The organism is Spirillospora sp. NPDC049652 (assembly GCF_040675125.1).
GTDB lineage: Bacteria > Actinomycetota > Actinomycetes > Streptosporangiales > Streptosporangiaceae > Spirillospora.
The window spans coordinates 1-1,320 of sequence record NZ_JBFAOF010001447.1 but is presented as its reverse complement, the minus strand read 5'-3'; the positions used below and the strand labels follow the sequence as shown (position 1 = coordinate 1,320).

Annotated in this window: 1 protein-coding gene; it reads left to right on the top strand. The window is 71.7% G+C overall.

Annotated features, from left to right (window positions below; all coding sequences use genetic code 11):
• Positions 1 to 3: 3 nt before the first annotated feature.
• Positions 4 to 1,320: amino acid adenylation domain-containing protein (locus AB0J52_RS40985; RefSeq protein ID WP_500188644.1), on the top strand; the 1,317-nt coding region annotated here is incomplete at its 3' end.

Here is a 1,320-nt window from a genome sequence, read left to right as displayed (position 1 = left end):
CGTGTGGCGCGGACGCTGGCCGGACGTGGTGTGGGCCGTGAGGATCTGGTCGGTGTTCGGCTGGAGCGTTCGGCCGATCTGATCGCGGTGTTGCTGGGAGTGGTGAAGGCGGGGGCGGCCTATCTGCCGATCGACCCGTCCTATCCGGCGGAACGCATCGCGTTCATGCTCGCCGACGCGAGCCCGGTGCTGGTGGTGGACGAGGGGTTCCTCGGCTCACTGGACCCGGACGAGACCTCGGTCGATGTCGCGGTCTCGCCCGACCAGCTCGCGTACGTCATCTACACGTCCGGTTCGACCGGGACGCCCAAGGGCGTAGCGGTCACGCACGCCAACGTCGCCGACTTCTGCGCTGACGAGGCGTGGAGCGATGAGGTGCTGGAGCGGGTGCTGGTCCAGGCCAACCACGCCTTCGACGCCTCGACCTACGAGATCTGGGCGCCGCTGCTGCGTGGCGGCCGGCTGGTCATCGTGCCGCCGGGCGAGGTGGACGTCTACGAGCGGGCCGACCTGGTCACCGAGCACCAGGTGACCCACGTGGTGGCCCCTTCCGGGCTGTTCGCGGCGCTCGCCGACCAGGCCCCGGAGATGTTCACCGGGGTCCGCGAGGTGCTGACCGGGGGCGACGTGATCTCTCCGATCGCCGTCCGGACGCTCCTGGCCGCCCATCCGGGCCTGACGGTCCGCGCCACCTACGGCCCGACCGAGACCACGGCGTTCACCACCCAGATCCCGCTCACCGATCCGCTCCAGGCGGACGGTCCGGTGCCGATGGGCCGTCCGATGGACAACGCCCGCGCCTACGTGCTGGACGAGTACCTGCGTCCCGTCCCTCCGGGCGTCACCGGTGAACTGTACGTCGCCGGAGCCGGGGTGGCGCGCGGCTACATCGCCAACCCCGCGCTCACGGCCGAGCGGTTCGTGGCCTGCCCCTTCGGCCCCGGCGGACGGATGTACCGGACCGGCGACCTGGTGCGCTGGACGAGGGACGGCATCCTGGAGTTCGCCGGTCGCGCGGACGAGCAGGTGAAGATCCGGGGCTTCCGGGTCGAGCTGGCCGAGATCGAGGCGGTGCTGGCCGCCCACGAGGCCGTCGCCCAGGTCGTCGTCCTGGCGCGCGAGGACCAGCCGGGGACGAAGCGGCTGGTCGCGTACCTGGTGGCGGACGCTTCGGCCGAGGGGCTGCGTGAGCACGTGGCCGCCAAGCTTCCGGACTACATGGTCCCGGCCGCGTTCGTGCTGCTGGACGAGTTCCCCGTGACCGCCAACGGCAAGGTCGACCGGGCCGCGCTGCCGGTCCCCGACTTCGCGGCCCGATCG